The following is a 26,494-nucleotide window of genomic DNA, read 5'->3' as shown; positions in this document are numbered from 1 at the left end:
CTCAGAACCCCGCCGACAGTTTGCCGTTCATGCCACGCTGCGGCACATCCGCGCCCAGCGCCCCGGCAATCACGGTGATGTTGTGATCAAGCATTCCGATATAGGTGCCCTCATATGTGCCGGGCTCTCCCATCGCGTCCGAGTAAAGCTCTCCACCGACACCGACCTCGTGGCCTTCGGCTGCGGCACCTTCGATCAGGGCACGCATGGACCGGTCAGAGACCGAGCTTTCCACGAAGACCGCTTTCAACTGACGGTTCACGAGTGTGTCGACCAACTCACCGATGCGGTTCAAACCGGCCTCGGATTGGGTCGAGATGCCCTGAACACCCAGCACTTCATAGCCATATTCAGCACCGAAATAACCAAAGGCGTCATGGGCAGTTACCAACATACGGTTGTCTTCAGGAACTGCAGTAAGCATCTGTTCGCCATAAGCGCTCAACGCGTCGATCTCGGCCAGAAACGCTTGAGTATTTGCGGCAAAGAATTCTGCAGCCTCAGGGCGAGCTAGAGTCAGAGCATCTTGCACCTCAAGCACAACATCACGCCATAGCACCGGGCTCATCCAGACATGCGGGTCATATTTGTCGGCGTAGTCGTCATGAGCGCGCAATTTGCCTTTGTCGACGCCCTCCGCAACAGCCACAACGGTTTGCTTGCGCCCCAGATCATCAAAGAAATCTTCCATCTGCGCTTCCAGATAAAGGCCGTGCCACAGCACCAGATCTGCGCGGGTCATCGCGACGATATCTGTGCGCGTCTGACGATAAGCGTGTGGGTCAACACCTGGGCCCATCAAACCTTTAACTTCAACCTGATCACCGCCGATTTGCCGGGCCGTATCAGCGATCATGCCGGTCGTTGCGACAACCTTCAACGGCGCCTCGGCAAAAGCGGCGGCTGGTAATGCAGCAACGAAAGCCAATGCTGCAAGAAAGGTACGGCGAATCATTTGCGACTCCACTTAGGTGCCTTGTTACCTCTGAATATGCGAACCATTCGCAACTAAGTCAATGCAAATGCGAATTACTCGCAAGAAACCATCTTTTTTGTCCATTTGGTCAAAATTTTACCCTTTGCAGGGGTCGGCACACCTTTCTTTTCTTCGCAGCCCATGCGAATTTGGCGCAAACCTCCAAAAGGACGGAAAAATGGAAACGCAGAGCTCAGAAAGCCCCGTGCGCACCCCGCATCTGCCGCAAGTGACCGAGCCCCGGAACCCGGGAATGGACTTGGATCTGGATTGGGTGCGGGCCGTACAGGCCAACACTTCGGCCATCGAACGCCGCGCCGCGACGCTGCCCGGTCGGCGGTCGGTAAAGAAGGAATACCAGGCCGCATGGCTGCTGAAGGCGATCACAATGATCGACCTGACCACCCTATCGGGTGATGACACAGTAGGGCGGGTTCGCCGCCTTTGTGCCAAGGCTCGTCAACCCGTTGCGTCGTCGGTTCTGCAGGCGCTGGACATGCCGCCAATCACAACCGGAGCGGTCTGCGTCTACCATGACATGATCGAAACGGCTGTGGACGCATTGGAAGGCACTGGTATTCCGGTTGCGGCGGTATCCACTGGCTTCCCGGCTGGTCTATCTCCATTCCATCTGCGCGTGGCCGAGATCGAAGAAAGTGTGAAAGCGGGCGCCGAAGAGATCGATATCGTGATCTCGCGCCGTCATGTGCTGTCGGGCGACTGGCAGGCCCTGTATGATGAGATGAAAGCGTTCCGCGTCGCTTGTGGTGATGCCCATGTCAAAGCCATCCTCGCCACTGGAGAGCTGGGCAGCTTGCGCAATGTCGCACGCGCCTCACTCGTCTGCATGATGGCGGGTGCCGATTTCATCAAAACCTCGACTGGCAAGGAAAGCGTCAACGCCACCTTGCCTGTGTCGCTTGTGATGATCCGCGCGATCCGGGATTACTATGACCGCACGGGATATCGCGTTGGCTATAAGCCTGCGGGTGGGATCTCAAAAGCCAAAGACGCATTGGTTTACCTGTCGCTGATCAAGGACGAGCTGGGTGACCGCTGGCTGGAACCAGATCTGTTCCGCTTTGGTGCCTCATCACTGCTGGGCGACATTGAGCGGCAGTTAGAACACTATGTGACAGGCGCATATTCCGCCGGTTACCGCCATTCTATGGGGTGAGGCGCGCCCGGAAATCGCTCCGGTGGAGCGATTTCAGCGCTGAACGGGCGAAGCCCCGGGAAAAGGACAAGAACAATGACAGTCAAAGAGATTTTCGAGACCATGGACTACGGCCCTGCCCCCGAAAGCGCAGCCGAGGCACTGGCCTGGCTGGTCGATCAGGGCGACAAGTTCGGCCACTATATCGACGGCGCATTCACCAAACCCGGCAAAGGGTTTGACAGCCGCAACCCGGCGACCGGAGAGGTTCTGGCCAAGCTGACGCAAGCGAAACAGGGTGACGTGGACGCCGCGGTTTCTGCCGCAAGTAAAGCGCAACCCAAGTGGGAGAAGTTGGGCGGTGCGGGGCGCGCACGTTATCTCTACGCGATTGCACGCCTGCTGCAGAAGCATTCGCGCCTGTTTGCCGTGCTCGAAAGCCTCGACAACGGTAAGCCGATCCGTGAATCGCGCGATATCGACATCCCGTTGGCACAGCGGCACTTCTATTACCACGCGGGCATGGCGCAGTTGATGGAAAGCGAACTGCCCGACGCTCAGGCGCTGGGGGTTTGCGGCCAGATCATTCCGTGGAACTTCCCGCTGTTGATGCTGGCGTGGAAAATCGCGCCTGCACTGGCAATGGGCAACACCGTGGTTCTGAAGCCGGCCGAGTACACCTCGCTGACCGCACTGCTGTTCGCCGATATCTGCTCGCAGGCCGGGTTGCCGAAAGGCGTGGTCAATATCGTGACCGGAGACGGTGCGGTGGGCGAGATGATCGTAAACGCGGACGTCGATAAGATCGCCTTTACCGGTTCGACAGTTGTGGGGCGGCGCATCCGCGAGGCGACTGCAGGGTCGGGCAAGGAGCTGACATTAGAATTGGGCGGTAAGTCCGCCTACGTCGTCTTTGATGACGCCGATATCGACAGTGCCATCGAAGGTCTGGTCGACGCCATCTGGTTCAATCAGGGTCAAGTCTGCTGCGCAGGCTCGCGCCTTCTGGTTCAAGAGGGCATCGCCGATCGTTTCCACGCTAAGTTACGTGCCCGGATGGACACCCTGCGCATCGGTGACCCGCTGGACAAGTGCATCGACGTGGGCGCTGTAGTGGACCCTGTTCAGCTGCAGACCATCAAGGGCATGGTTGAAAGTAACACCGCTGGTCGCGTTCATCAGGCCGCTTGCGACTTGCCCGCGAACGGCTGCTACTACCCGCCAACGCTGATCTCGGGGTTGGAGACCTCTGACCCGCTGATGCAGGAAGAGATCTTTGGACCGGTGCTAGTTTCGTCCACCTTCCGCACCCCCGAAGAAGCGGTCGAACTGGCAAACAACACCCGCTACGGGTTGGCAGCAACGGTCTGGACCGAAAACGTAAACCTCGCGCTGGACATCGCGCCCAAGCTGGTTGCCGGTGTGGTCTGGGTGAACGCGACCAACCTGTTTGACGCCGCCGCCGGGTTTGGCGGCGTGCGCGAAAGCGGCTTTGGTCGCGAAGGCGGCTGGGAAGGTTTGGCGGCATACACAAAGCCCAAGGGCAAAGGTAAACCGCTGGCGAAGATCGAGGCGACCATTGGCGAAGGTGCTCCGGTCGATCCAATCGACCGCACCGCCAAATTGTATATCGGCGGCAAACAGGCGCGGCCTGACGGTGGCTATTCAAAGCCCGTCTGGGGTAAATCCGGTCTGCTGGGCCATGTGGGGCTTGGTAATCGCAAGGACATCCGGAACGCGGTTGAGGCCGCAGCAGGTGCCAAGGGTTGGTCCAAGACCACTGGCCATCTGCGGGCTCAGATCCTGTACTACATCGGCGAAAATCTCTCGGCCCGTGCCGATGAATTCGCCGCTCGCATCGACGCTATGACCGGCAAAAAGGACGGCGCGAAAGAGGTTGAAGCCTCGATCCAGCGCTTGTTCACAGCAGCCGCCTGGGCTGACAAGTATGACGGTCAGGTGCATGGCGTTCCGATCCGAGGTGTGGCGATTGCCATGAAAGAGTCCGTTGGCGTGATCGGTGCGCTCTGCGCCGACGAGGCACCGTTGTTGGGTCTGGTTTCTGCGATGGCGCCCGCGATTGCGATGGGCAACCGGACAGTTCTGGTGGCTTCTGAGCCCTATCCGCTGGCTGCAACCGATTTCTACCAGATCCTCGAAACCTCGGACGTGCCCGCTGGTGTGGTCAATATCCTGACCGGCAGCCATGCGGAACTGGCAAAACCGCTGGCCTCGCACCTGAACGTCGACGCAGTCTGGTCATTCTCATCGACCGACCTTTCGAAAGAGATCGAAGCCGTCTCGGCCGGAAACCTGAAGCGAACTTGGGTCAATAACGCGACGGCATTTGACTGGAGCATGGACCATTCCCGCCGCTTCCTTCAGGCTGCGACCGAAGTGAAAAACATCTGGGTGCCCTACGGCGAGTAGGGCTCCCTGCCAAGGGAGGCCTACATGGATTTTTCAGGAAAAACCGTCATCGTCATTGGCGGAACCAGCGGCATTAACCGCGGCATTGCCGAGGCCTTTGCGGCCTCGGGCGCCAATCTGGCGGTAGCCAGTCGTTCGCAGGAAAAGGTCGATGATACGGTCGCGGCTCTGAAAGCCGCTGGCGCACAGGATGCCATCGGTGCAGCGTTTGACGTGCGGGACCCTGAGGCCGTAGCGGTGGGACTGAAACAGTTCCATGATACATTAGGCGATTTTGACGTTTTGGTCTCGGGCGCAGCAGGCAACTTTCCGGCGCTGGCGGCTGAGATGTCAGTCAATGCGTTCAAAACTGTGATCGATATCGACCTGATGGGCACGATCCACGTGATGAAGGGGGCCTACCCGTTCCTCAAACGCCCCGGCGCCAGCATCATCAACATCTCAGCCCCGCAGGCATACTTACCTTATGAAGGTCAGGCCCATGTCTGCGCGGCAAAGGCGGGCGTGGATCAAATCACCAGGACCCTTTCGATGGAATGGGGTGTGGAAGGCATTCGTGTGAACTCGGTTGTGCCCGGTTTCATCGAAGGCACCGAGGGAGCCAAACGCCTTGCCCCCACCCCGGATGCTAGGGAAGCGTTACGCAAAGACGTACCGTTGGGCCGTTGGGGCCTGCCGCAAGACGTGGCAAACGCCTGCCTGTTCCTCAGCTCAGATATGGCGAGCTATATCAGTGGCACGGTTCTGGCGGTCGACGGGGCACTTTATCAGCGCGGGTCAGGCAAGTTCGGGCAAATGATGGGGCAAATGCTGCGTGCACAGGTAAAACAGAACTGAGCACCTGTCAGGACGTTGGCATCGCCAACATTTAAAGACCCGCGGGATTACCGTTTCAAATAAGGCTAGGAGCGTTTGACATACAGTCCAGCTGCTACCAAAAGCGTAGTCAGCAAACCGGCCACAACATAGAGAATGAATGCGCTGAGCAGGGATTGGCCGAGAGCCAGAGAGGCCGCAAATGTCAGCAGCCCCGCAAGTATCCCAATTCCTAATGCCGCAACTATCATGGCGTCTTTCTGTCCTACCTATTGTCGAACGAGACACCGGTCTGATCTAACCGCTCAATCGCCTCGACAACGAAAGCATCCTTGATGTTTCTGGCCAAATTATGACCACGACTCCTTAATGAACTCTTAAGTCACAAAATTGCACGCCAAGGGATTTCTGGTACCCTTGGCAGATTTATAGTTTGCGCACCCTGCACGACTGACTCAACACAATCACACCGTCATGACGCGCAGCAAGGTCGTCTGGCCGCTATCCGTCCAGACCGATCGGTTTCCCAACCACGGTGAAATGCAGGCCTTCGGGGTCCAAAAACTCGGCCGCTACCCGGTTTATATCCTCCAGTGTCACCGCGTTCACCTTGTCATTGCGGGTTGCGATATAGTCGATGGGCAAGTCTTCCATCTGCATCCCCACCATGATCCCCGCAATCTGACCATTCCCGTCGAATCGTAGCGGATATGCGCCTGTAAGATAGGTCTTGGCATCATCCAGTTCCTCTTGGGTAAATCCCTCGGACGCAGCGCGGGCCCACTCGTCGCGGATCACGTTAACCGCGTCGGCAATCCGGTCATTGGCGGATGAGACCGAACCAAGGTAAACCGAGGCCAGATCCTTGGGCACCAGAAAGGTCGAGACACCGTAGGTCAGACCGCGCTTTTCCCGCACTTCGTGCATAAGGCGGCTTTCAAATCCGCCACCACCTAATATGTGATTCAGGATAAAGGCTGCGAAGAAATCAGGATCGTCCCGGTCAATGCCTTTTTGGCCAAAAAGAGCAACCGATTGAGGCGTGTTGAATTCCACCACATTTATGCCGCCATCGATCTTAACATCGGCCTTATCCGGGATGGCTTTCCCTGTTGCTGGCAAATCCACCAGCAGCGTATCCAACAATGTGCCCAATTCTTCTGCGGTGATGTCACCAACGGCCCCGACATATAGCCGGTCCTTAGCAAAGACGTTCTGGTAGGCCGCAATGATATCGTCACGGGTCAGCCCCGAAACACTTTCGATCGTCCCTTTTCCGTCCGTCGCGTAGGGGTGATCTCCGTAAGCCATTGCTGCAAAACTGCGTCCGGCAATATCGTTCGGATCAGTTTGGTCCGATTTCAGACCCGAGAGCACCTGCCCCCGCACCCGTTCAATGGCATCTTGGTCAAAGCGGGGTTCGTGAATTGTAGTCCGCAACAGATTGACCACATCATCGCGGTTCTCGGTCAGGAAGCGGGTTGAAATCGAGACTGTATCATCCGTCGCCCGGTAGCTGAATGAGGCCGCCAATGCCTCAAGCTCGCGCGCATAGGTCCGGACATCCATGTCGCCCGCGCCTTCCTCGATCAACCCGCTCATCAGGTAAACCGCACCGCGTTTGTCGGGATCATCCAAGGAGGTGCCGCCGCGAAATCGCATCTCAAGCGCGGTAAAGGGTATTGAGTGATCTTCGACCAGCCAAGCGGTGATTCCTCCTGGCGAGGTTACCTCCTGGATTTTGATTTCAGCCCATGCGGGCAACGCGATAACAACAGCGATCAGGGTCGCGAGGATGCGTTTCATTGTGTCACCTCATCGTCGCGCATAAGCCATCCGGTTACAGAGGTTTCAGGCTGTATCACTTCTCGTGCCGCCGCGATGATGTCATCGCTTGTCACCGCCTGCAGGATATTCGGCCAAGCCTGTACATCCTCGACCGTCAACCCGCTGGTCAGCGCGCGTCCATAGCGGTTTCCGATTCCGTCCACATTATCGCGCGCATAGGTTTGAGCGGCGCGAAGCTGCATCTTGATGCGATCCAGATCCTCTTCGTTCACGCCTTCGGCAATAAAGTCTGAAACGACCTGATCCATCGCATCCTCGGCCTCCTGCAACGAGACACCTTCGGCAGGAACAACAATCAGATCAAAGGTTGTGTCATCCAGTGAAACGCCCCGGTAGAACGCACCGGTATAGACGACCAGTTGCTGCTCAAACTGCAGCTTTTCATTCAGATAGGATGTGGTGCTACCGCCCAGCAACTCGGCCAGAAGAAACAGCGCCGCGGCTTTCTCCTGTGCCCCTGCATCGCGTTCGGGTGCCAGATAACTGCGTTGCACATAAGGCTGCGAGACCCGGGCGTCTTTGTAGGTCAAGCGGCGCTCAGCCGTTTGCGGGGGCTCCTGCGAACGGATCCTTTCGGGCAGGTCCGGATTGGCGGGTATCACACCATAATACTGATCTGCCAGCAATTTGACCTCGTCCGGGTCAACATCACCAGTCACGACCAGAATGGCGTTATTGGGCGCATAATGGGTCTGATAGAAGGACAGGGCATCGTCCATGTCGAGCTCTTCCATCTCGTGCTTCCAGCCGATAATGGGAACGCCATAGCGGTGGTTTAGATACTGCGCTGCGTTCATCTGTTCGCCAAACAGCGCGCGTGGATTGTTCTCGGTCCTCTGGTTGCGTTCCTCAAGGATGACGTCGCGCTCGGTTACGATGTCATTTTCGGTCAGGCGGATGTTGCGCATCCGGTCCGCCTCCATCCGCATCATCAGTTCCAACCGGTCGGCGGCAACGCGCTGGAAATAGGCAGAGTAGTCATAAGAGGTAAATGCGTTGTCATTTCCCCCGTTGGCCGCGACGGTGGCCGACAACTCGCCCGCTTCCATGGTATTGGTGGCCTTGAACAACAGGTGTTCCAGAAAATGCGCGACACCAGAGGACCCGATCGGTTCGTCTGCCGAGCCTGCCCGATACCAGACCATATGCTGCACCACCGGCGCGCGGTGGTCTTCGACCACCACGACGTCCATGCCGTTATCAAGCGTGAAAGTGGTAACCGCCTCATGCCCCTCTTTGGCCAAAAGAGGGGATGCTGCGATCAGGGCAGCCGACAATGCCAGGGCCCGAACCATGGGGCATCCTCCGTTTCGTTTCTGGTATTCAAACTACGGTGGTGCTGCCAGTGTTCAAGGCCAATGACGGAATGTTAAGAAAAGTTCATTCCAACGGAGGCGCAGAAGGTGTTTCGATACCACGCTGCCGCGCCGCTTCGTTTGCATTGTTCGCATCGATCGACTCGCGCCGATATGCCTGCGAATAACGATCCACCGGGAAAAGCCGCAAACGCGTGAAGCGCTGCTTCTTCTTACGGAAATCCGCATCTTCCTGGGCAACAACCTGCCGCGTATTGGCGGGAACACCATATCGGCTTGAAGCTGTGACCAGCGCTGCATCACTCGCAGGAATCGCGGTATTGGGGTTCAGGGCCGCTTCGCTGCCGCCGAGAGCCACAACAGCATCTGCCTTTGGATTGGGATCAGTCAGATTCGCACCACCGGGGGTAGGTGCAGGTAGAAACGCATAATCCTTTGGTTGGGTCAGCGGCTTAACCGGCAGGACCGAGAACTCATCCGGCCCGGGCCCGGGCGCCCGAAGATTGCGCAAACCAATATCAGAACAGCCCGCAACTGTCGCGGCGAGTGTCAGAACAAGAATGGTGCGTGGCATACGCATCAGTGTCTCCAGCCAGTTTCAGGCGCTTTTATCGCATATCATCCGGCAGGTCACGAGGGCTTTTTGCCATCGAACATGACCAGACCTAATGCTCCCGCAAATATGAACACATCCGCCAGATTGAACACAAACGGGTTATTGATCCCACAGCAGGACATGTTCAGAAAATCCAGAACATAGCCATAAAGCACCCGGTCCACGACATTTCCCAGCGCGCCGCCGATCAGCAGGCCACCGCAGAATTGTTGAAACCTCGTCGGAGCTATTCGGCCCAGCCAAATCAGGACACCCAGACAAATCGCCAGAGAAATGCCGATCAGGACCCAGCGCGCTGCATCGCTGTCGCCCTGAAACAGCCCGAAGTTGATGCCGCGATTCTCACCGTATTTGAACACCAGAAACGGCGGCAGGACGCCGATATCGCCCTGCGCCACGCGTAGCACGTGAACGACCAGATACTTGCTGATCTGGTCGATCAAAAACGCCGCCAGTCCGGCCCAGAGGAGGAGCGGGCTGCGCATCAGTGACGGAAATGCCGCATACCGGTGAAGACCATGGCCAGACCTGCCTCATCTGCCGCCGCGATCACCTCATCGTCACGCATCGAACCGCCGGGCTGAATGACGCAAGTGGCGCCTGCCTCGGCGGCCTCCATCAATCCGTCGGGAAAGGGAAAGAACGCATCAGATGCCACGGCCGAGCCGATGGTCAGTGGTTGGGGCAGTTCCAGTACGTCGGCCATGCGCTCGGCCTTTTTGGCGGCGATCAACGCTGAATCGACGCGGCTCATCTGGCCTGCACCAACGCCTACGGTTGCGCCGTTTTTAACGTAGACGATGGCGTTGGATTTTACGTGTTTGGCGACCTTCCAGGCAAACAGCAGATCGCGCATTTGTTCGTCAGACGGGGCCTTCTTGGTAACGACCTTCAGGTCATCCATGCCGACAAAGCCGTTATCCTTGTCCTGCACAAGCAGGCCACCGGCGACCTGACGCACGGTTTTCCCTCCTGCCGTCACGTCAGGCAGAGCCTCTGTGGTCAGCAAGCGTAGGTTCTTCTTAGCCGCGAATATCGCTTTGGCCTCGTCCGACGCACCCGGAGCGATCACGACCTCGGTAAAGATACCAGTGATCTCTTGCGCGGTTTCCGCATCCAGAGGCTGGTTCAGAGCAACGATTCCGCCAAAGGCCGAGGTCCGATCACAATCGAACGCGGCTTTGTAGGCCTCAAGCAACGTGGCCCCCTTGGCCACACCGCACGGGTTCGCGTGCTTAATGATGGCACAGGCTGCGCCGTCCGCCGGATCAAACTCGGCGACCAGTTCAAACGCCGCGTCCGTGTCGTTGATGTTGTTGTAGCTCAGTTCCTTGCCCTGATGCTGCACAGCGGTCGCCACGCCAGGGCGATCTGTACCATCTGTGTAGAATGCAGCCTGCTGATGGCTATTCTCGCCATAGCGCAGGGTCTGCTTCAACTCACCCGCAAAGGCGCGGCGTTTCGGCGCCTCAAGCTGCAATGCGTCGGCCATCCAGTTGGACACGGCGGTGTCATAAGCGGCAGTCCGGGCATAGGCCTTTTGCGCCAGCCACTGTCGGAAACCCAGAGACGTCTTACCGTAGTTTTCTTCAAGTTGATCCAGCAGCGAAGAATAATCCTCGACATCCACAACGACGTTAACGAAGGCATGGTTCTTGGACGCCGCCCGGATCATCGCAGGTCCACCAATGTCGATATTCTCGATGCACTCATCGTAACCTGCACCCTTCGCCACGGTCGCTTCAAACGGATAGAGGTTCACGATCAGCAGGTCGATCGCAGCAATCCCGTGTTCGTTCATCGCGGCAACGTGAGTATCATTGTCGCGCAGCGCCAGAAGGCCGCCATGCACCATCGGGTGAAGCGTTTTGACCCGGCCATCCATCATCTCAGGAAAACCGGTCGCCTCGCTCACATCTTTGACCTCTAGGCCAGCATCACGCAACGCTTTGGCCGTGCCGCCAGTCGAAAGCAACTCGACCCCGCGTTCGGACAGTGCCTTGCCCAGTTCGATCAATCCGGTCTTGTCGGAAACGGAAAGCAACGCGCGGCGCACGGGGTGAAGGTCGGTCATGGGTCCAAAGGTCCTTTTGGCGTCAGTCGAAAACGGGCTCGTCCCGGTGCGTATCGCGCACGGCATAGGCTGTATCCTGAGCCTTGCTGAGCGTCCACCGGATGCGCGTCGCATACTCCATTGCGCGCCCAGATAGAACGATCTGTTTTGTCGCGCGCGGCTTTAATCGACCTTTTTCCAAGTAAACGCTTGGTTCAACTGACAACTTTCCAACGCGATCGTGTCGGAAAACCCAGATCTCGCCGCTTTTGAGCGCCATCGACACGGCCGCACCGCCCAAATCCAACGCCGCATCAACGTCGGGATGCAGGTGAAAACGGATATCAAAGGCGATCCCATTCAGGCCCGCCCCGTCCATGGCCCGGTCAAATTGCCGTTTGGCTTTGTCGGTTGCGGTCAGCAGTATATCTTCCCCTTCAAGCTCGCGCCCATCAAATCGCAGCTCGAGCGTACGGGCGTGGGTCAGACCGAACACTTTGTTGTAACCATCATGGCCGACCATGAACCGTGTGCCCTCAAAGGCATCTTCGAAATCCACCGGGACGTCCCGAGGGCCATCGACCAGCGCCTCCTGCGACGATCCTTTTGCGACTTCGGCAAGCCGCGCGCTGGAGTAGCCGTCGACACACAGGGTCGAATGGGACGGGGTTGCGCGCCCCGCACGTCGCCAGTCCTGACCAAAACTGCCACCCGATCCACAGTTCACGATCAGCGGGCGCCGGCCCGAGGTCAGTTCAAACGCAAGGGTGGACGCGTGCGCGTTATACGAGGCTGCGCCTTTGGGTGGCGCGCTGGCATCCACCAGAACCGTCGTGCGCGAGGCCGCCAGACGCGCATAACCCATCGACAGGTCCGAGTGCTGCTGCGGCTTTACACCGCTTTGCGCCAACGCCTGATCCAACCGTCCTTCCAACCCGCGCCCACCGCCGTGAAATCTGGCCAGCGCCCCATCCGCATGGCGCAGATTTCGCAACGTCGGCGCGATGCGTTTGATCGCTTCGGTCTGCGAGGCAGGTGTGCCCCGGCCCACTTCGCTGAGAGCCGCCGAAGTCCAGGACAACAAGGTAAACACCTCAAGCAATTCTTCGGGATTGCGGGTTGGGATACCGCCTTCGGCATCAATCTGACGTTCACACTCACGGGCCAGAGCACGCAAGGCCGGGTCTGCCATCTGCTCCTGACCTTCCAACGCCAATCCGGCCTGCACAAGACCGGCCAGAGCCTCGAACCTTGGCAATCCCGGTGTTGCCGCTGTCCAGCGTTTGGACAGAAACCACGTCTGCTGCGACAGCGATCGAAAGAAAGCCTTGCTTTGCGCCTCATCAACACCGCGCAGCAGAAAAACCGCGTGATTGATCCAACGCATGACCCGCCGCCCTGTCAGGTCCGGCGCCCAACCAGGGCCTTTGCCGCGCCCATGCGCATCTATCCAACCCCAGACCCAACGCTGCGCTTTTTCCCGGGCGCGCATGTCGCCTACGGCCGCCAAATCGTCCAGCCACACAAAACCGTGGCGTTCGTCATCGAAATCAAGGCTTGGCGCGACCACATCCCAGAGGTCGGTGTCATCAGCCTCGACCAGATATCCCGCAAACAGCAAATTCCCGGCCACCAGTTGCCGACCACGGGCAAAAGACCCAACCGTACGCGGCTCGGGCTGGCCGACGAATCCCGAGACCGCCTTCCGCCTTTGACTCAGGCGCGCGTAAAGACGGTTCTGAAACCGCGTCCAGCGATTGGCCATTGTATCCGTGTTTGACATGACGCTTGCGACTCTGCCCCTTGCGCTCTGCGGGCGCTTGAGCACACGATAGACCGGTCCGCTCGTCAAGTCATCGAAAAGCGTCGCGTCAGGCGGATTTGTTCAGACAGGCGATATAAAACCCGTCCATCCCGCCCTTGTCCGGCCAGTAATCGGGACGCAAGCGCAGGCCACCTTCTTCAGTGATCCAATCTGCTTCAACGCCCGCAATCTCAAGAGCGGCGCGGTCAACCTGCATATCAGAATAGCTATCCAGTGCCGCTTCAATCTGTACTTCACCCTCGTCCGGCAGCAGCGAGCATGTGCAATAGACCAACCGCCCGCCGGGCTTCAGCAAAGTCCAGGCATGGGCCAGCATGCGCGCCTGTAACTCAATCAACCCGCCAAATTCCGAACCGTCCTTGGCGAAAGGCAAATCCGGATGGCGGCGAATCGTACCCGTTGCCGAACAGGGTGCGTCCAGCAAGATAGCGTCATACTGGCCTTTATGCTCCAGCGCATCTTGGGCGATAACCTTAGCTTTCAATCCGGTTCGTTTCAGGTTCTCGCGAACGCGCACAAGTCGAGCCTCCGAGATATCCAGAGCAGTGACATCTGCACCTGCAGCGGATAGCTGCAAGGTTTTTCCACCCGGCGCGGCGCAGAGATCCAGAATTTTCTCTCCGGCTTTCGGGGCCAGAACCCGAACGGGTAACACCGCCGACGCATCCTGAACCCACCAATCCCCGGCCTCATATCCCGGCAAGTTTGAGACCTGCCCCGCATCCTGCAGCCGCGCCGAACCGGTAGGCAACATCTCTGCACCCGGCACCTCGACGCCTGGTTTTAGCGTCAAATCCAATGATGCCCCTTTGAAATGCGCGTGCTCCATACCTTTCACGACGTCTTCGCCCCACGCCATGATCAGCGGTTCGCGCAACCACTCTGGAAGGCGAGGGACGCGCATCTTGGGCCAAGCGTCGGGACCGTCGGCGGCAATCTTGCGCAGAACCGCGTTCACCAACCCCTTCAGCCGACCATGCTTGCGCGAACGGCCCACGATCTCGACCATGGAATTCACCACCCCATGCGCGGCTTCGCCCTGACACAGCTCGACCGTGCCAAGCCGTAAGGCGTTGTGAACCGTCAGCGCGGGCGTTTGTCGCAGGTGATCGGCCAGCAGCCGGTCGGCGCGCTCGAGCCCGCGCAGGGTTTCGATCGTCAATCGTTGCGCCCGCGCGCGATCCTCAGGGGCCAATCGATCCAGCGTACCTGCCGCAAGACATTCGGGCAACAGCCGCCCCTCGCCGAGTATCTGATCCAGCAGATAGATCGCACTTCGGCGCGCTGCTGTGGCGGAGTTTAACATGATGCTGAGTGCCTCTCGTGACCTTTGCCCGCATTGCCTTGGGCGGACGAGGGCGTATATCAAGGCCCTGTACGGAAAGGAACCCAATGTCATGAGTGACGAGCGCAAAGACCTGCCCCCTGCCGCCCAGCGCGCCCTTGCCGAGGCAGAAGAACGCCGCAAAAACGCAGAGGCCGAAGCGAAGGCACGGCCCAAAGAGCTGGGCGGGCGCGACGGACCAGATCCGGCCCGTTACGGCGATTGGGAGAAAAAGGGCATCGCAATCGATTTCTGATCAGCCATCGCGCAACGCCTGCAAGAAGTCATCGATCAAAGCGCGTTGTCGATTCGAGCGCACCCTATCCTCGGGCCATGTCAGCCAATAGCCATCTTTTGTTGCAAGCTCGGGCATATCCAGTCTGCGAAGTTGACCGGTCTCCAAACTGCTCGACGCCAAAGGAAGTGATCCCAACGCGATCCCCATGCCCTGACGCGCTGCCGTGATGGCATGACCCACCGAGTCGAAACTGATCTGGCCAGCTGGCAATTCATCAACCCCCGCAACCTGCGCCCAATCCTTCCAGCCGGGGCGTTCTCCGCGTAGATCAATCAGCGGCGCGCCCCACTTGATGCCAGGTGCTGCCATCGGTGCCAGCACTTCAGGCGCGATAAGCTTTGCCTTTCGCCCAGGCCAGACGCCTCTGCCATAGCGGATCTGCAGCCAGGTACGCTCTTCCTCCAACGAAGCGCGACGCGCCATCGAATCTGTCATCACACGCACTTTGGGCTGCGCCTCCAGGAACGTAGGCAAGGCAGGGAGAACCAGCGCGTGGATATGCGACGAAAGTCCTGCGACGCGAAGCTCGCGCGGGTTTTTTCCGAAAAGGTCCTCGGTATGGCGTTCCAGTGCCTGCAGGCTGTCCTGCACCAATGGCAGATAGCTTTCACCCTCGATTGTCAGCGACACGCCCCGTGCCTCGCGCACAAACAGCGACCGACCCAACCAAGCCTCAAGATTCCCGATCCGTTGACTGACCGCTGCCTGCGTCAGACCAAATTCGCGCGCAGCGGCAGAAAAACCGCCCAGTCGCCCGGCAGCTTCGAACACGCGCAGCCAGTCAAGAGGGGGTAATCCGATCTTATTCTTAGCCATAAGATTTTCCAGGCCTCAGTGGCAATAAGGTTTAATTGTGGTAATGCCACGAAGCGCGTATCTCCTCAAGCAAAGCCCGCGCTGAACAGGAGAACCCCCATGCTGCGCTCTGCCACCCATGACCCCTCGATGGTCACCATCGATTTTGCGAACGGCACTCAATCCCGATTTCACGCCATCTGGTTGCGCGACAACGCTCTGGACCCCGAAACACGAGCGTCGGGCAATGGTCAGCGCCTGATCACAATCAGCGATATTCCGGCTGAGACTTCGATCAGCGCGGCAGAGGTCGTTAACGGAGATCTGATCGTCACCTTCCAGCCCGAAAACAAAACTGTGACTTTTCCTGCCAGTTGGTTGGCCGAACACGTCTATGATCGCGATCGGGACAGTGAGATCGGCCGCCTGGCCCCAGACATCACAACTTGGGAACGCGGCATCGACGCGCCGTGCGGTGACTGGAATGCGGTGCATGCCAACCCCACGGCCAAGCGCGACTGGCTGGCCGCAGTGGCGGAATACGGGTTCGCTAAGCTAACAGATGGTCCCACCGAGCCAGAATCGCTGCTGAAAGTGGCCGATTTGTTCGGCTATGTGCGTGAGACCAACTATGGTCCTTATTTTGAGGTCCGGACCGAGGTGAATCCAACCAACCTCGCCTATACCGGATTAGGTCTGCAGGCCCATACCGACAATCCCTATCGCGACCCGGTACCAACGCTGCAAATCCTCTACTGTCTTGAGAATTCGGCCGAAGGTGGGGATTCCATTGTTGTCGATGGCTTCCGCGCGGCCGAGCGTCTACGCGATCAGAACCCCGAAGGTTTCGCCCTGCTGGCGGGCTATCCGGCGCGGTTTGAATACAAAGGCTCTGACGGCGTCTGTCTGCAATCGCGTCGCCCCATGATCGAACTGTCTCCGGATGGCGAATTGATCGGCATCCGCTTCAACAACCGTTCCTCCGCTCCGTTCGTCGATGTGCCGTTCGATCAGATGGAGGCCTATTACGCCGCCTATCGTCAGTTGGGTGAGATCATCGACGATCCTGCCATGGGCGTGTCTTTCAAGCTGGAACCGGGCGAAAGCTTTATTGTCGACAACACCCGCGTCTTGCATGCGCGTCTAGGTTACTCTGGCGCAGGGTCACGCTGGCTGCAGGGCTGCTATGCTGACAAGGATGGGTTGCTTTCGACCTTGGCTGCCATGCGGATGGCACAGCCGGAGGCAGCAGAATGAAACCCGACTTTTTGACCCTGAACCGGGACAACATCGTGGCATTTATCGGCGACATCTTCGAACGCCGTGGCGGTGAAGAATATCTGGGCGAACCCGTGACCATGGCCGAGCACATGCTGCAGGGTGCCACGATTGCCGAACAAAATGGGCAGCCCGAAGAAATCATTGTCGGCGCGCTGTTGCATGACATTGGTCACTTCACATCTGAATTTGGCACCTATCATCCCGACGACACCGAAGATCGCCAACACGAGGACGCGGGAGCAGAGGTGCTCGAGCAATTCTTCCCTTCGGTCATCACCGATTGCTGCCGATATCATGTGGCGGCCAAGCGGTACCTCTGTGCGACGAAGCCTGATTATTTCAACCGCCTGTCCGCCGCCTCGGTTCATACGCTGGAACTACAAGGCGGCCCGATGAGCGCCGAAGAGGTCGCGGAGTTTGAGGCTAACCCGAACCTGAAAGAGATCATCCAGGTGCGCCATCTGGACGAGGCGGGCAAGCGCGCGGATATGGAAACACCGGATTTCGCCCATTTCGCGCCGATGGTGCAGCGCATGGTCGATAAACATCTGGGTTCGTCATGACCGCGCCAGAGTACATCTTCGAGGCCAGTTCAAAACCATCCCTGCCCTGGCACGAGGTGCCGCTGATCCGCGCAACGGATACTTCGGTCAAGGGGTATGGCTGTCTGGTCGACACCCCGGATACGTTCGAGATCGAAATTGTGCGCTGGCCGCAGCAAGGTTGGCGACCAATTGACGAAGGAACCGGCGACGAAGCGGGTTGGGTCGAAGGCACGTTTAACTGCGACTGGCAGGGCGATGTTCTTTATGGTGAGAACGAGGCCGTCAAAGGCCACTACGTTCTGGGTTGGTCTACCGATCCGCAAAAGGCACAGACGGGCCGTCAAACCGGACCCCGCGATCAGGTCTTGCTGTGGCATATGAACTACCACCCGGACGGGGGGCAGATGTTCTGGCCGCTGGACAACAAACCCTTCATCGTCCCCGCCGCCCTGCCCGGCGACAACTTGACGCCCGAAAAAGTGGTGGCGTTCTGGTGCGACGGCTCACGCGGGCTCTATATTCACCCCGGCATCTGGCACGAGGGGATTTTCCCGGTCGAAGACCACCAGCGTTTCCTTGACCGGCAAGGACGGGTTCATGCCCGCGTCAGCGCCGATATCGGGAACGAATTCGGCGTCTATCTGGCCTGCCCGCTGCGAGCGGACAAGATCAGGGATTTATGACCAACGCCGCCTGATGACTCGAACGTTTGCGGGCTATCCAGAACTGTACGACCAGCAGATAAGGCACGAAGAACGCGAAGTTCTGCACCAGATCGAAAGGGCCCGAGAAATCGGGCTCTGACCCCACTCCACCGGTCAGCAGGTACCAAAGCGTGTAATGCACACGGTATAGCCATGACCCAAGAGCCAGCCAGAACAGCCGCAACCCCCAGGCCCAATGCCCTGCACGACCCCTGATCAGCGCCATCCTCGCCACCATTAATCCAGCGGTGAACAGGCAGAGCCCATACAGAAAGAACGCTGCAGACATGAGCGGTCCGCCGATGGTTCCGCGCAACGGGATATAGGTCATGCCCGCCAGGCCGGTTATCAGCGCCAGCGTGACCAGCAGCCCGCCCAACATGCGATGAAATCCGATAAACCGCAGCCGAAGACCCCGCAGCAGCTGCAGCGGCACCAGCGCCACCAGCAAAGTTCCGGCAAAGATATGCAGCATCATGGCCGCGTTGCCGACATCTTGACGGTCGGAAAAGAGATAGCTCTGCCTAGCCGCGTCCTCAGACAGGCCAACACCGATCATACCCAGCCCGTGCATCAAAAAGGGCAGCAGCGTCAGATAGAACACGATCAGCACCAATCCAGTCGCCACTCGAGATGTAAGGTTCCGCATAAGCCCGAGTTTAACGCCGTTGCGCGGCCCGTCTATGGCTTACAGCCCGAGCACATCCACCATGTCGTATTGGCCCGGTGCCTTACCCTGCCCCCATAGCGCTGCCTTCAGCGCGCCACGCGCAAAGATGGCGCGATCCGTGGCGAGATGGCGCAAGACGATGCGTTCTCCCGGCGCGGCAAACAAGACGTCGTGTTCGCCGACGATGTCTCCACCGCGGATGGCGTGGAAGCCGATATCACCGCGTTTGCGCGCGCCGGTAATGCCGTCACGACCACGGTCGGACACATCCGCCAATTTGACGCCGCGCCCTTCGGCGGCGGCTTCACCCAGCATCAAGGCCGTACCAGAGGGTGCATCAACCTTGTGGTGGTGGTGGCCTTCGATGACTTCAATGTCGAAATCCTCATCCAGCGCGGCGGCAACCTTTTTGGTCAGTTGCACCAGCAGGTTCACGCCAAGGCTCATGTTGCCTGCCCGCACGATCACCGCATGGCGCGAGGCCGGTTCCAGCGCCGCAATCTGTTCGTCACTCATGCCGGTGGTGCCGATCACATGCACGCAGCGCGCCTGCGCGGCCAAAGCGGCAAACTCCAGCGTCGCCTCAGGTGCGGTGAAGTCGATCACCGCCTGCGCCTGCGCGAAGGCCTCCAGCGGATCATCGGTGACCAAAACTCCCAGCGCAGGGCCACCCATTGCTTCACCAACATCCTGACCGATCCAATCGTGACCCTTGCGCTCGACCACACCAACCAGGCGTGCCTGATCACTGTCGGTCACGGTCTTGATCAGCATCTGCCCCATACGGCCCGAAGCCCCTGTAATGACGATCCCCGGAATATGGGTCATTGCGTTGGTCCTTTTCTAAAGTCGGCTCAAAGCCTCCTACCCCGTTCGCACCCGCTTGGCAAAGCCCGGCTTTGCGCTTAGATCGGGATTTATGGCTAAGAACAAATTCCACGATGGCCCCGGCCCGTCCCAACGACAGCTGCGTGTCGGCGAACTTATCCGCCGTACCCTGTCCGAAGTTTTGGCGCGCGGAGATGTCCACGACCCCGATTTGAACCGCATGTCGATCACCGTGGGCGAGGTGCGCACCTCGCCCGATCTAAAGATCGCCACCGCCTATGTGCTGCCATTGGGCGGCAAAGGGCAGGAGGACGTGATCGAACTGCTCGCTCGCAACAAGGGTGAGCTGCGGCGCATGGTCGGCAAGAAGGTCGGACTGAAATTCTCTCCCGATCTGCGGTTCCGGTTGGATGACACATTCGACCGTCTGGATGACACCCGTCGCATGTTCGAACAGGACGCGGTGCGCCGCGATCTGGACGAGTGATCCGCCTATCTGTCACATTAGGCGCAGTTGTTTGGGCCGCACAGGCTGGGGCAGTGACTTGTGAAAAGCTGACCCACGAGGACAAGCGCTATACCATTTGCGAGGTAGACGCGGCATCCGAAGATTTGCGCCTGTTCCTGAACGATGAGAATGGCGACCTGTTGGGCCATTTCTCGTCAGTGAACGAAGCTCTGGCCCCTGACGGTAAGCGTTTGGCCTTTGCGATGAACGCGGGCATGTATCATGATGATCGCTCGCCCGTGGGTCACTTTGTTGAGGACGGCGAAGAACAGATGCGTGTGATCCCGAATGCTGGCCCGGGAAACTTCGGTCTGTTGCCCAACGGTGTGTTCTGCATTCGCGATGGACGCGCCGATGTGTTTGAGACATTGGATTACATCGAACGCGCGCCGGAATGCCGGTTCGCCACCCAGTCCGGCCCGATGCTTGTCATCGATGGAGAGTTGCACCCCCGATTCCTGCCGGATTCGACCTCTCTCTATATACGCAATGGTGTCGGAACCAACGCTGAAGGGACCCGTGCGGTATTTGCAATCTCTGAGGATTACGTCACCTTCCATGAATTCGGCAGGGTGTTCCGCGACGCGCTGGATACTCCGAACGCATTGTTTCTGGATGGCAATATTTCGCGGATGTATGACCGCGCCAACAACCGATCAGACATCGGGTTTTCACTGGGACCAATAGTAGGCGTCGTCGAGAACGTACCGGCAAATTGACAGCGTCGAAGCGATCCGCTAACTCGCGCGCCTCAGTAAGTTTCAAGGTGCAAGATGGGACGCAAACGCAAGGGTCGTGACATTTCCGGTTGGCTGGTGGTGGACAAGCCTGCGGGCATGACTTCGACCGCTGTGGTCAACAAGGTGCGTTGGGCGATGGACGCCAAGAAAGCAGGCCATGCAGGCACGCTGGACCCCGAAGCAACTGGCGTTCTGGCGGTAGCTTTGGGCGAGGCGACCAAGACTGTTCCCTACATCACCGATGCGCTGAAAGCCTACACATTCACTGTGCGATTAGGACAGGCCACCAATACCGACGATGCCGAAGGCGAAGTTATCTCGGAAAGCTCTGCGCGTCCGACGGATGAAGATATCAAACAGGCGCTCTCACCGTTCCTCGGGGACATCATGCAGGTGCCGCCCAAGTTTTCAGCTGTGAAGATCGACGGTCAGCGCGCGTACAAACTGGCCCGCGATGGCGAAGATGTGGAACTGTCCGCACGCCCCCTGTGGGTTGAAGAGTTGATCCTTGTCGACCGACCCGACACCGATCATGTGGTGTTGGAAATGACCTGCGGCAAAGGCGGGTATGTCCGTTCGATCGCGCGCGATCTGGGCGAAGCGCTGGGCTGCTACGGCCACGTCAAAGAACTCCGTCGCATCTGGTCGGGTCCGTTCGAGGCCGAAGACGGCCTGTCCATCGAACAGATCGACGAGATGGCCAAAAGCACAGCATTGGATGAATACCTGCACCCGTTGGAAACCGGCCTGTCTGATCTGCCCGAGTTGAAATGCACCCCGGAAGGGGCAACCCGACTGCGCAATGGCAATCCGGGAATGGTGCTGGCATCCGACGTCGAATACGGCGACGAGGCCTGGGCTTCGCTGGATGGCAAGGCTGTGGCCGTCGGGATATACAAATCCGGTGAATTGCATCCCAGCCGGGTGTTCGTCGTTTGAACCACGTGTTAGGCGAAGGGCATGATCACCCGTTCTCATACCAAGGGCGACGCGCCCTCGACCGCCATCTACTCCAACTGCGAAAAGTATCGCTATAGCCTGACCCGCATCTGGGATCCGGCGGGGCGCAAGGCGCTGTTTGTGATGCTTAACCCATCGACCGCAACCGAGGTACAGAACGATCCCACGGTGGAACGCTGTGAACGGCGGGCGCGAACATTGGGCTTCGGCGCATTTCAGGTTACCAACATTTTTGCGTGGCGCGATACCGACCCGCGCAAAATGCGCGCAGCCGCGGATCCTGTTGGACCGCAGAACGACCAAGCCATTCTGGAAGGTGTTGGTTGGGCCGATCAGGTTATTGCTGGATGGGGCACACATGGCGCGCATCTTGATCGCGGTCGATCTGTCGAAGCACTGCTGCGCGCCACTGGTCAACCGATGTATCATCTGGGGCTCACCAAAGACGGCCATCCAAAGCACCCGCTCTACATCGCTTACGCGCAACAGCCTCAGTTGTGGTGACGAAGGGTTAACCACGCCTGCAACTTGGCTTTGACCAACCTCTTGATTGCATGAGATGTTTTACACTCGGGGCAAGTGTGCTTGCGGAGGGTAATCATGTTTCTGATCGGTTTATTCGGGATGGCTGCATTGGGAGGGGCCGCCTATGCGATAAGCGACGTTCTCGTACCCGACGAAACAACCGAGGAGGATGGTGAGCAAATTGATGACATGGTTGAGCATGAATTAACCGAAGGCAGCCTCCTCGAACTGGATGAAGATGTTGAAGAGCCCGATTCATCCGAAGATGCCAACACAAGTGAAATCATCTCTGAGCATGAGGGAAATCTGGTCATCGCGGGCGATGAGGATGCAAATGTTCTGACCGGACAAGAGGGTAATGATCAGATTAATGGGTACGAAGGCGGCGACCTCATCGACGGGGGGGACGGAAATGACATCATCTACGGTGGTTCTGGAGAGGACACGCTGATCGGAAACGTCGGGAACGATGTGCTCCATGGCGGGTATGGCGACGACAATTTGGCCGGAATGTCAGGCAATGACGACCTGTATGGTCATTTCGGAATGGATGAGTTGGAAGGTGGCGACGGCGATGACCGGCTTTTCGGCGGTCAGGACGATGATATCTTGAGGGGCGATGACGGCGACGATCAATTGCAAGGTGGCGACGGCGATGACTATCTGACAGGCGGTCCAGGACAAGATGCCCTGTTCGGCGGAGACGGCGATGACATTCTGAACGGAAATGATGGTCCGGAGGAGACTTCCCCTGACTTTCTGAACGGCGGCGCTGGCGATGATATCATACTGGCCAAAGACGGAGATATCGTCACCAGTGGAGACGGCGACGACGAAATAATCGTGCAGCCGGAACCTGATCAGGAAGCCGCAACAATCATGGATTTCCAGATTGGTCACGACAAGCTGCTAGTAACCTGGGACGGCCCAGAAGACCCTGAGCTGACCATCGAGCCAGACAGCGAAAACAATGAACTTACCCATGTTAGGGTCAACGGCGAGAACGTTGCGCAGATTTTTGGTGCAGATGGTCTAGCCGCAGATGATATTCTGTTTGTGACCGAAGCCCAATTGGCACAGTACGCTTTCACTGGTTGAACCCGCAGAATCCCTTTGCCATTCGCAACAAAAGCGCCTATACGCGCCCATCCGCATTGGAATCGGTGCGGTTTTCTCCATGGGCCTGTGCTGGACGACATCCCGGCCTGCGCCATCAACTCTAACCTTTAAAGGAGACCCCGATGTCGATTACTGCCGCTGAAAAAGCACGCGTCATGAAAGAATTCGCAACCAAGGACGGCGACACCGGTTCGCCAGAAGTCCAGGTTGCCATCCTGACCTCGCGCATCACCACCCTGACCGAGCACTTCAAGACCCACAAGAAAGACAACCACGGTCGTCGCGGTCTGCTGAAAATGGTCGCCCAGCGCCGCAAGCTGCTGGACTACCTGAAGGGCAAAGAAGAAGCGCGCTATCAGGACCTGATCAAAAAGCTGGGCATCCGCCGCTAATCACGCTTTGTTCGTGCGTTGCGGGCACTGACTACCCCTTTTTGTACATCTAGTACGCTCGCCAATAGGCGGGCGTATTTGTATTGTGTAACACTGAATCAGCTATGGCATCGTGCATGAAGCATGGCCGAGAACTATAGGCCAACCCACGTTCAAGAGTGGCATTAAAATGTGCAGTTACACTTTGAACAAATTTTTTTTGCTCCATGTGAACCACTTCACTGACCAGACCAAAAGAATGCGCCATGCTGACATTGTTAGTGAGTAGGCGCTTCTTTTGTTTCGGGCGTCAGGTTTTCATAGTCCTCCCTATATTTACTGGGCGCGCCTTTGACAGGCGCGCCCTTTTGTTACCTTGATCACCCGGAATGCGAGCGATTCTCAGCCGATTTGCATCAAATCCAGGAAGAAGTTCGTGCTCCGGAAGACGAGAAGACCCATAATCAATCAAGGGTCTAATTGTGACGTGGCGTCGCGACCGAATGGCGATAGCTCCGAAGGTTGACGTAAGCGTAAGTAATACAGCTATATTTTTACCACTTGATCAAAAATGATGCGAAACGTGGAATCCTTCCCCCTTTCTCAAAGTCAAATTTTTCATACATGCGCCGTGTCGCTGCGGGTTACCACTCACGGCATATGATCTTTGAGCTTCTCCCTCGAGGCTCAGATCTGACCCGCAGCGACAAGCATCTGGGCGGATTAAGTTGTTGGGAGGTGAACGATGCCATTGAAAGCTGGTCTGGACAGAATGTTTTCGATTAAAACAATTCGAACGGCTGATGTTGTTAAATCATCGGTGGTGCCTTCCAGCCCAGACGGAACGCGAAAACCAATATCGAGGGTCGAAACCGCCGCTGTTCTCCGAGGAATTCTCAGAGAGGAACAGCTGAATCCGGCGAAACCGCGCGCGCACGAAGACCCAATACAATAGCGCGCCAATGTCATCACATCCGGCCTCTGTCATCGGGTTTCCAGTGCCAAATATCGAAGCACTGCGCACTATTGAAAACGCCCGCAACTCGGCGGGCGTTTAATGGGGGTCAGGTGAACTCGGGCTGCTATTGCGACATGCCACCTTCGCTGCTGACCTGTTCCTGAACGTGGGTCTCATTGCCCACGGTCGCACCACGTGGCGGGAAATCCGCAAAGGTCGCCAGATGCGCCTGAACAAGACGAGCGGCGGGACCAAAGGCCCACATCTTGTTGCCCATCCAGCGCGTATACATGCCGGATTCCTCGGCCGCTTTCTCATAAGGATCGCGGCGCAGGTTGAACAGCAATGGCGCGTTCAGTTCCTCTTTGGGCCCGGCCCAGCCCTTTTCCTGAATGGTGAAATGCGCCTTCCAGTCGTTATAGCGGATCGCCTGCAGATCGGTGCCTTCGTAATAGACAATCTCTTTGCGGTTACTGGGTGTGTCGCCGGTCAGATATGAAAGCTGATTGTACCCGTCCAGATGCACCTGATAGCCTTCGAACCCTTCAAGCAGATCGGCAGGAAGGTTCTGCGATCCGCCTGCTGCCGCGACCAGAGTGGGCATCCAATCCATACCATCGAAGATACCGTTCAGCACCTGGCCTTCGGCAACTTTGCCGGGCCAACGGATGATCGCGGGAACGCGGAAACCGCCCTCCCAAGTGGTGCCTTTTTCGCCGTGGAATGGCGTGGTGCCACCATCGGGCCATGTCATCGTTTCCGGGCCATTGTCCGAGGTGAAGATAACGATGGTGTTGTCGGCGATACCAAGCTCTTCCAGATGCGCGGTCACCTTGCCGACATTATCGTCAAGCTCTTTCATGACCACATCCTGCAGGCCGCGCCCGTCGCCCAGCATCGCCTCGTATTCCGGGCTGAGATGGGTCCAGACATGCGCCCGCGCAGGCGCCATCCAGACAAAGAACGGGGTTTCGCCGTCAACTGCGCGGTTGATGAAATCGATGGTGTGGGCCGTGACCTCATCATCCAGTGTTTTCTGACGTTCGGGCGGGGCTGGACCGTCATCAATGATGCGCTGTTTGCCCACCGGCCCCCAGCGGGGGTCGACGGTTTCGTCAACGGTATCCGTGGCAAACGAGTGGATAATGTTGCGCGGACCGAACTGAGCGGCAAATTCCGGATCATCCGGCCAGTCGGGGTCGGTCGTGTATTCCATAGCGTTGAGGTGGTAGAGCCAGCCCCAATATTCATCAAAACCCTTGGCCGTTGGCAGGAACTTGTTCAGATCGCCCAGATGGTTCTTACCGAACTGCCCCGTGGTATAGCCCATGGATTTGAGGATATTTGCCAACGTCGGGTCTTCGTCGCTAAGCCCGACCGGATCGCCCGGAAGGCCCACCGTGTGCATGCCGGTACGTACCGGGAACTGACCGGTGATAAAGGCGGAACGCCCTGCGGTGCAGCTGGGTTGCGCATAATAGTCGGTCAACCGGGCGCCCTCGGCGGCAAGCTGATCCAGATTCGGAGTCTGGATGCTTTTGACACCTTGATGATAGCTGCCAAGGCTGGCCCATCCGACATCGTCAGCCATGATCACCAGAATATTGGGCTTGTCGGACTGTGCAACGGCCGTCGTGGCAACCGCCCACAAAGCCGCAGCGAGGCTGGTAGTTACTGATTTTATTCGAAACATTCGGTTCGACTCCTGCGTTCAATCGGATTGGCCGAGTGGGCCGATATGCGGTATGTCCTAGCGGGTGGACCATTCGCTCCGCAAACGCGGGTTTACTTTTTTGCAGGATCTGAAACTTAATGTTCAGTAACTGAAACTT

General features: G+C 58.0%; 25 protein-coding genes. 13 read left to right on the top strand and 12 right to left on the bottom strand.

Annotated features, from left to right (window positions below; all coding sequences use genetic code 11):
- Window position 1 precedes the first annotated feature (1 nt).
- Window positions 2-955 carry a metal ABC transporter solute-binding protein, Zn/Mn family gene (locus ACR0DU_RS07015; RefSeq protein ID WP_170776047.1) on the bottom strand — a complete coding sequence of 318 codons (954 nt, stop codon included), beginning with the start codon at window positions 953-955 and terminating at the stop codon, window positions 2-4.
- Window positions 956-1,154: 199 nt separating this feature from the next.
- Here ACR0DU_RS07015 and deoC point away from each other — a divergent pair, with 199 nt between their 5' ends.
- The 3 genes from deoC (at window position 1,155) to ACR0DU_RS07000 (ending at window position 5,399) form a co-directional block, all read left to right on the top strand.
- Window positions 1,155-2,153 carry a deoxyribose-phosphate aldolase gene (deoC, locus tag ACR0DU_RS07010; RefSeq protein ID WP_170541747.1) on the top strand — a complete coding sequence of 333 codons (999 nt, stop codon included), beginning with the start codon at window positions 1,155-1,157 and terminating at the stop codon, window positions 2,151-2,153.
- Between the two features lie 75 nt (window positions 2,154-2,228).
- Window positions 2,229-4,562 (top strand): aldehyde dehydrogenase family protein, encoded by a 2,334-nt coding sequence (locus ACR0DU_RS07005; protein ID WP_480873255.1) that lies wholly within the window; start codon window positions 2,229-2,231, stop codon window positions 4,560-4,562.
- Between the two features lie 24 nt (window positions 4,563-4,586).
- A complete protein-coding gene (locus ACR0DU_RS07000; RefSeq protein WP_480873253.1) occupies window positions 4,587-5,399 on the top strand; it encodes an SDR family oxidoreductase in 813 nt (270 codons plus the stop codon).
- A 480-nt stretch (window positions 5,400-5,879) separates the two neighbouring features.
- Here the strand turns inward: ACR0DU_RS07000 and ACR0DU_RS06995 are convergent, their stop codons facing one another.
- The 7 genes from ACR0DU_RS06995 to ACR0DU_RS06965 all read right to left on the bottom strand — a co-directional run bounded on the left by ACR0DU_RS06995 (window position 5,880) and on the right by ACR0DU_RS06965 (window position 14,342).
- Window positions 5,880-7,184: a M16 family metallopeptidase gene (locus ACR0DU_RS06995; RefSeq protein ID WP_480873251.1), complete on the bottom strand. Its 1,305-nt coding sequence runs from the start codon at window positions 7,182-7,184 to the stop codon at window positions 5,880-5,882.
- Entirely contained in the window at window positions 7,181-8,521 is a 1,341-nt protein-coding gene (locus ACR0DU_RS06990) for a M16 family metallopeptidase (RefSeq protein ID WP_480873249.1), read from the bottom strand. The genes ACR0DU_RS06995 and ACR0DU_RS06990 overlap by 4 nt, the downstream gene beginning before the upstream one ends.
- 85 nt (window positions 8,522-8,606) lie before the next feature.
- Window positions 8,607-9,122: a DUF3035 domain-containing protein gene (locus ACR0DU_RS06985; RefSeq protein WP_010438645.1), complete on the bottom strand. Its 516-nt coding sequence runs from the start codon at window positions 9,120-9,122 to the stop codon at window positions 8,607-8,609.
- Between the two features lie 50 nt (window positions 9,123-9,172).
- Window positions 9,173-9,643 carry a signal peptidase II gene (gene lspA, locus ACR0DU_RS06980; RefSeq protein WP_170780328.1) on the bottom strand — a complete coding sequence of 157 codons (471 nt, stop codon included), beginning with the start codon at window positions 9,641-9,643 and terminating at the stop codon, window positions 9,173-9,175.
- On the bottom strand, window positions 9,643-11,232 hold the full coding sequence (gene purH, locus ACR0DU_RS06975) for a bifunctional phosphoribosylaminoimidazolecarboxamide formyltransferase/IMP cyclohydrolase (protein ID WP_480873246.1): 1,590 nt from the start codon (window positions 11,230-11,232) through the stop codon (window positions 9,643-9,645). The genes lspA and purH overlap by 1 nt, the downstream gene beginning before the upstream one ends.
- Before the next feature lie 22 nt (window positions 11,233-11,254).
- Window positions 11,255-12,994, bottom strand: coding sequence for a heparinase II/III family protein (locus tag ACR0DU_RS06970; protein ID WP_170776038.1), 1,740 nt, complete (start codon window positions 12,992-12,994; stop codon window positions 11,255-11,257).
- Window positions 12,995-13,082: 88 nt separating this feature from the next.
- Complete coding sequence (locus ACR0DU_RS06965) at window positions 13,083-14,342, bottom strand: RsmB/NOP family class I SAM-dependent RNA methyltransferase (RefSeq protein ID WP_480873244.1); 1,260 nt, start codon at window positions 14,340-14,342, stop codon at window positions 13,083-13,085.
- Window positions 14,343-14,433: 91 nt separating this feature from the next.
- Here ACR0DU_RS06965 and ACR0DU_RS06960 point away from each other — a divergent pair, with 91 nt between their 5' ends.
- On the top strand, window positions 14,434-14,616 hold the full coding sequence (locus ACR0DU_RS06960; RefSeq protein WP_010438637.1) for a DUF1674 domain-containing protein: 183 nt from the start codon (window positions 14,434-14,436) through the stop codon (window positions 14,614-14,616).
- On the opposite strand, the gene ACR0DU_RS06955 is transcribed toward ACR0DU_RS06960, so the two are convergent.
- Window positions 14,617-15,474, bottom strand: coding sequence for a LysR family transcriptional regulator (locus tag ACR0DU_RS06955; protein WP_480873242.1), 858 nt, complete (start codon window positions 15,472-15,474; stop codon window positions 14,617-14,619). It abuts the gene before it with no gap.
- Between the two features lie 99 nt (window positions 15,475-15,573).
- Here ACR0DU_RS06955 and tmpA point away from each other — a divergent pair, with 99 nt between their 5' ends.
- The 3 genes from tmpA to ACR0DU_RS06940 are packed head-to-tail and all read left to right on the top strand — an operon-like array spanning window position 15,574 to window position 17,962.
- Window positions 15,574-16,710: a 2-trimethylaminoethylphosphonate dioxygenase gene (gene tmpA / locus ACR0DU_RS06950; protein WP_480716102.1), complete on the top strand. Its 1,137-nt coding sequence runs from the start codon at window positions 15,574-15,576 to the stop codon at window positions 16,708-16,710.
- Window positions 16,707-17,297 carry a (R)-1-hydroxy-2-trimethylaminoethylphosphonate oxygenase gene (gene tmpB / locus ACR0DU_RS06945; RefSeq protein ID WP_480873240.1) on the top strand — a complete coding sequence of 197 codons (591 nt, stop codon included), beginning with the start codon at window positions 16,707-16,709 and terminating at the stop codon, window positions 17,295-17,297. Before tmpA ends, tmpB begins: the two co-directional genes overlap by 4 nt.
- Window positions 17,294-17,962 carry an ureidoglycolate lyase gene (locus ACR0DU_RS06940; RefSeq protein WP_480873238.1) on the top strand — a complete coding sequence of 223 codons (669 nt, stop codon included), beginning with the start codon at window positions 17,294-17,296 and terminating at the stop codon, window positions 17,960-17,962. The genes tmpB and ACR0DU_RS06940 overlap by 4 nt, the downstream gene beginning before the upstream one ends.
- On the opposite strand, the gene ACR0DU_RS06935 is transcribed toward ACR0DU_RS06940, so the two are convergent.
- Together ACR0DU_RS06935 and dapB are read right to left on the bottom strand one after the other, a co-directional pair.
- Window positions 17,949-18,611, bottom strand: a complete 663-nt coding sequence (locus ACR0DU_RS06935) for a DUF2306 domain-containing protein (RefSeq protein WP_480873236.1) — start codon at window positions 18,609-18,611, stop codon at window positions 17,949-17,951. The two genes, ACR0DU_RS06940 and ACR0DU_RS06935, sit on opposite strands and share 14 nt — an antisense overlap.
- A 60-nt stretch (window positions 18,612-18,671) precedes the next feature.
- Complete coding sequence (dapB, locus tag ACR0DU_RS06930) at window positions 18,672-19,481, bottom strand: 4-hydroxy-tetrahydrodipicolinate reductase (protein ID WP_170541790.1); 810 nt, start codon at window positions 19,479-19,481, stop codon at window positions 18,672-18,674.
- A gap of 91 nt (window positions 19,482-19,572) precedes the next feature.
- Between dapB and rbfA the strand changes: the two genes are divergently transcribed.
- The 6 genes from rbfA (at window position 19,573) to rpsO (ending at window position 23,725) form a co-directional block, all read left to right on the top strand.
- Entirely contained in the window at window positions 19,573-19,968 is a 396-nt protein-coding gene (gene rbfA / locus ACR0DU_RS06925) for a 30S ribosome-binding factor RbfA (protein ID WP_010438628.1), read from the top strand.
- Window positions 19,965-20,708 carry a phosphodiester glycosidase family protein gene (locus tag ACR0DU_RS06920; protein ID WP_170703574.1) on the top strand — a complete coding sequence of 248 codons (744 nt, stop codon included), beginning with the start codon at window positions 19,965-19,967 and terminating at the stop codon, window positions 20,706-20,708. Before rbfA ends, ACR0DU_RS06920 begins: the two co-directional genes overlap by 4 nt.
- 54 nt (window positions 20,709-20,762) lie before the next feature.
- Window positions 20,763-21,668 carry a tRNA pseudouridine(55) synthase TruB gene (gene truB / locus ACR0DU_RS06915; protein ID WP_170776029.1) on the top strand — a complete coding sequence of 302 codons (906 nt, stop codon included), beginning with the start codon at window positions 20,763-20,765 and terminating at the stop codon, window positions 21,666-21,668.
- A gap of 21 nt (window positions 21,669-21,689) precedes the next feature.
- On the top strand, window positions 21,690-22,193 hold the full coding sequence (locus ACR0DU_RS06910) for a DUF1643 domain-containing protein (RefSeq protein ID WP_170780315.1): 504 nt from the start codon (window positions 21,690-21,692) through the stop codon (window positions 22,191-22,193).
- Window positions 22,194-22,289: 96 nt separating this feature from the next.
- A complete protein-coding gene (locus tag ACR0DU_RS06905) occupies window positions 22,290-23,312 on the top strand; it encodes a calcium-binding protein (protein WP_480873234.1) in 1,023 nt (340 codons plus the stop codon).
- A gap of 143 nt (window positions 23,313-23,455) precedes the next feature.
- Window positions 23,456-23,725 carry a 30S ribosomal protein S15 gene (gene rpsO, locus ACR0DU_RS06900; RefSeq protein ID WP_008757925.1) on the top strand — a complete coding sequence of 90 codons (270 nt, stop codon included), beginning with the start codon at window positions 23,456-23,458 and terminating at the stop codon, window positions 23,723-23,725.
- Window positions 23,726-24,786: 1,061 nt separating this feature from the next.
- Here the strand turns inward: rpsO and ACR0DU_RS06895 are convergent.
- Window positions 24,787-26,355, bottom strand: coding sequence for an arylsulfatase (locus ACR0DU_RS06895; protein ID WP_480873232.1), 1,569 nt, complete (start codon window positions 26,353-26,355; stop codon window positions 24,787-24,789).
- Window positions 26,356-26,494: the final 139 nt, after the last annotated feature.

This window comes from Ruegeria sp. G2 (genome assembly GCF_056533505.1).
Note: the sequence above shows the minus strand (reverse complement) of the source record. Positions and strands in the feature narration are given on the sequence as shown.